Consider the following 4,462-nt stretch of genomic DNA (forward strand, 5'->3'; position numbering starts at 1 on the left):
GAGACAGGGCGTACGGGGAGGGTTACGTCAACGGGTACGGGGCGCGGCCGGGCGCGGGTACGGCGGTGCCGGGGCAGCGGTTCGACGCGTCGCCGTTCGATTCGGGTTTCACGCGGCAGGGCCGGCGGTTCGATCCGCGTGAGCAGCCGCGGGCGGGTGGTCACGAGGGCGTGGGCGAGGCTCCGGCCGGGTTCGAGCACGGCGGGTTCGATCCGGGGGCTTCGGGCGCGGGTTTCGAGTCGTCCGGGTTCGAGCGGCAGCAGGGTTTCCAGGGGCCTGGCGGCGATCGGCAGGGTTTCCAGGCGGCGGGCCGCGGCGGGCAGCAGGTGCCGCCGCCGGGGTTCGACGCGCCGACGACGGAGTTTCGTCCGGGTCCGATGTTCGACGAGCCGACGCTGCGGTTGGGTGGTTCGGCGGCCGGTGTGCCGGGGGTGAACGGGCGCGGTCCGGTGTTCCCGGCGGGTCAGGTTCCGGCCAACGGTGCGGCGGCGCAGGGTGCGGGGCCGGGTGCGGGGCCGGGTGCGGGCGCGAGTCAGCGTCCGTCGATGTCGGGGCCCGGCACCTGGACGGCGGCCGCGCCTCCTGCGCGCGATCCGCAGCTCGGGCCGCAGCAGGCGCGGCAGCAGGAGGGCGGCGCGGAGCCTGCGCCGCAGGGTCCTGTTTCACCGGTGGGCGCGCAGCAGGGCCCGGGCGTCGGGTCCGCGCCTTCGGGTACGGGGCAGTTCGCCGTGGCGCCGCCGGTCGCCGGGCAGTCGGGTACGGGGCAGACGCCGGTGGCGCAGCCGCAGCCGCAGCCGTCGGTGTCCGGGATTCCGCGGGTGCCCTCGCCGACGGCGGCGGGTCCGCGGCCGGCGTTGCCGGATGAGCCGCTGCCCACGCCGCCGCCGCTGCCGACGCGTCCGCCGCGGGCGGAGCGCCAGGCACAGGCCGCGGCGGCGCAAGCACAGGCGCAGGCCGCTGCGCGGCAGCAGCAGTCGCCGGTGCAGCCGGCCGGGCCGGCCCAGCAGCAGCGGGTGGCGGCTCAGGGTGCTGCCGCCGCCGCGCAGCCGGTCGCTGCGGCGCGCGAGACGTTGACTCCGCCGCGGCGCGCCGCGGCGCAGCCGCAGACCGCGCAGCAGCCGGCTGGTGCGGCCGCCGTGGGTACGCAGCAGCATGCGGATGATTTGAGCAGCGAGCGGCTGCGGTCTGTCGCGCCGGTTCCGGCGGGGCGGGTCGCGGCGCCCCAAGGCGTGGCGCCCGCCGCGGCGGGCGCGCCCGGGCAGGAGGACGACGCCGAGGAGATGGTCGTGCCCTGGCAGGCGGCGCCCGCCGAGAGCGCCGAGAGCGCCGCCGATCCCGAGGCAGCGCAGCCGTCTCACCAGCCGCAGCAGGCACACCCTCAAGCTCAGCCACAGCCTCAGCCCCAACCGCAGCCGGTTCAGCCACAGCCTGCTGCGCCGCAGCAAGCCGCACCGGCAGCGGCCGCCGTGGCGCAGCAGGCTGCGCCGCAGCCGGCCACTCAGCCTCAGCCTCAACTGGTGCAGGATGGCGGGCATGGGCAGCCGCACGCCTCGGCACGTCCGGTGGCGGTGGCCGGCAGCGCGCCGGCCGCGCACACCGCCGCTCCCAGCCGGGCCGAAGCCGCAGCAGCCGGCCCCCTGCCGCAGCAGCAGCAGCAGCCGCCGCCAGCCCAAGTCCCCGCCGCGCCCCAGACGCCGGAGCCGGCAGAGGCAGCGGCCGCAGCCGCCCCGCCGCAAGCCGCGGTCGGCGCTGTGCCCGTTCCGCGCGGTACGCGCCGGCGCGTGGCAGAACCAGACCCGGCGCTCCCGCAGGAGCAGGAGCCGCAGCAACAGCCGGCCGCCGAGACACTGGAGCACGGCCAGAGGCAGACCCACGGTGTTCCCGCGGCCGCCGCGACGAGCACCGCCCAGGCCGCTGCACCGCGGCAACAGCCGGCCACGCCGCAACAACAGCAGCCGGCCCGTCAGCCGCAGGAACACCGGCCCGCGCAGGGCGCGCCCGTGGACGTAGACGTAGACGTGGATGTGGACGTGGACGAGGGCGCCGATGGCGCGGCGCGGCGCGCCCCCGCCTACGACGAGGATGCGCTCGCCGCGGTCTACCGGGTCATCCACGAGCGGCGGGACGTGCGCAACGACTTCCTGCCGGACGAGGTCTCCACCGAGGTCCTCACCCGCATCCTGGAGGCCGCGCACACCGCGCCCTCGGTCGGTTTCTCCCAGCCGTGGGACTTCCTGGTCATCCGCGACGAGGCGATGCGCCGCAGCGTGCACGACCTGGCGGTGCGCCAGCGCCGCGCGTACGCCGCCTCGCTGCCCAAGGCCCGGGCCCGCGCGTTCGCGGCCCTGAAGATCGAGGCGATCCTCGACACCCCGGTCAACATCGTGGTCACCTGCGACCCGACCCGCGGCGGACGGCACACCCTCGGGCGCTACACCCAGCCGATGATGGCGCCGTTCTCCTCGTGCCTGGCGGTGGAGAACCTGTGGCTGGCCGCGCGCGCCGAAGGGCTCGGGGTGGGCTGGGTCTCGTTCTTCGACGAACGGGAACTGTCCGCGGTGCTCGACCTGCCGGACCACCTGCAGGTCGTGGCGTATCTGTGTGTCGGGTACGTCGCGGCGTTCCCGCCGGAGCCGGAGCTGGCCGGCGCGGGCTGGGCCAAGCGCCGCCCGCTGGCGTGGGCGGTGCACGAGGAGCGCTTCGGGCGGCGCGCGCTGCCCGGCGAGGCGCCGATCTCGCTGCTGAGCGAGACGATCGACGCGATCCGCGGGCTGGACCCGCAGGCGCTGGCCGCGGCGCGCGACCGCCAGGCGCGCATGACCAAGCCGCCCGGTTCGCTCGGGGTGCTGGAGGCGGTCTCCGAGCAGTTGGCGGGTCTGTCGGGGGTGTGCCCGCCGCCGCTGCCGGAACCGGCGGCGCTGGCGGTGTTCGCCGCGGACCACGGGGTGCACGCCCAGGGTGTCACGCCGTGGCCGCAGGAGGTCACCGCGCAGATGGTGGCGAACTTCCTGGCCGGTGGCGCGGTGGTCAACGCGTTCGCCAAGCAGGTCGGCGCCGAGGTGTGCGTGGTGGACGTGGGTGTGAACGCGGATCTGGCGGCGCGCACCGGGCTGATCCCGCGCAAGGTGCGCTACGGCACCGCGGACATGACCCAGGGCCCGGCGCTGACCCGCGAGGAGGTGGTCGCGGCGCTGGAGGCCGGGATCGAGACGGCGCGCGACCTGGTGGCGGCCGGCAACCGGTGCCTGCTGACCGGGGACATGGGCATCGCGAACACCACGGCGTCGGCGGCGTTGATCGCGGCGTTCACCGGGGCGTCGGCGGCGCAGGTGACCGGGTACGGGACCGGGATCGACGAGCAGACGTACGCGCACAAGGTGGAGGTGGTGGGTGCGGCCCTCGAGCTGCACCGGCCCGACCCGCAGGACCCGGTCGGGGTGCTGGCGGCGTTCGGCGGGCTGGAGCACGCGGCGCTGGCCGGGTTCATCCTCGGTGCGGCGGCGCTGCGGGTGCCGGTGCTGCTCGACGGCGTGATCGCCGGTGCGGCTGCGCTGGTGGCGCAGGCGCTGAGCCCGGAGGTGACGGTGGCGTGCGTGGCCGGGCACCGTTCGGCCGAGCCGGGGCACGCGCTGGCGCTGGAGGCGCTGGGGATCGTGCCGCTGATCGACCTGGAGCTGCGCTTGGGCGAGGGTTCGGGTGCGGCGCTGGCGCTGCCGCTGGTCGCCGCGGCGGTGCGGGCGCTGCGGGAGGTGGCGACGTTCGACGACGCGGGGGTGGCGGACGCGACCGACGCGGTCGTGGTGCCGCCGACGGAACGAGAACGTGCGTGAGCGTCGGGCCGGTGCCCGGCGCGCCCGGCCGTCCGGATGCCGGACGGCCGGGGCATGTTCCGGCCGGTCGTGATGCGCTGAACGCTGTGCCGAACGCCGCGCAGCAGTCCCACACAGTGTCCGAGAACGCTCAACCGGATCCGTATCTGGCCGGGTTGCGCCTGGCCGGGCGCCGGGTGGTGGTGGTCGGCGGCGGAGCGGTGGCCGCGCGCCGCGTCGCGGGGCTGCTGGGCGCCGGGGCGCGGGTCGAGCTGATCGCGCCGCAGGTCACCGCGGCGCTCGACGCGCTGGCCGGCTCCGGGCGGGTGGCCTGGGCGCGGCGGCCGTATCGGGCCGGTGATCTGGAGGGCTGCTGGTACGCGGTGGCGGCCACGGACGATCCGGCGGTCAACGCCGCGGTCGGCGCGGAGGCCGAGGCCGCGCGGATCTTCTGTTCGCGAGCCGACGACGCGGCGTCCTCCACCGCGTGGACGCCGGCGGTCGGGGCGCACGCCGGGGTGCAGGTGGCGGTGCTCAGTCCGGGGGTGTTGCACGGCGGGGATCCGCGCCGCTCGCAGCGGGTGCGCGACGCGGTGCTCGAGGGTCTGCGCGAGGGCACGCTCAATGCGCCGCGGTTCCGGCAGCGGCCGGCG

The 4,462-nt window shown here is 76.8% G+C and carries 2 protein-coding genes; both read left to right on the forward strand.

Annotation, left to right across the window (positions count from 1 at the left end):
- Positions 1–377 precede the first annotated feature (377 nt).
- Positions 378–3,830 carry a nicotinate-nucleotide--dimethylbenzimidazole phosphoribosyltransferase gene (gene cobT, locus KGA66_RS28145; protein WP_438822087.1) on the forward strand — a complete coding sequence of 1,151 codons (3,453 nt, stop codon included), beginning with the start codon at positions 378–380 and terminating at the stop codon, positions 3,828–3,830.
- A gap of 116 nt (positions 3,831–3,946) precedes the next feature.
- The coding region (locus tag KGA66_RS28150; RefSeq protein WP_369015985.1) for a precorrin-2 dehydrogenase/sirohydrochlorin ferrochelatase family protein at positions 3,947–4,462 on the forward strand (516 nt) is incomplete at its 3' end.

The organism is Actinocrinis puniceicyclus, assembly GCF_018283645.1.
GTDB lineage: Bacteria > Actinomycetota > Actinomycetes > Streptomycetales > Catenulisporaceae > Actinocrinis > Actinocrinis puniceicyclus.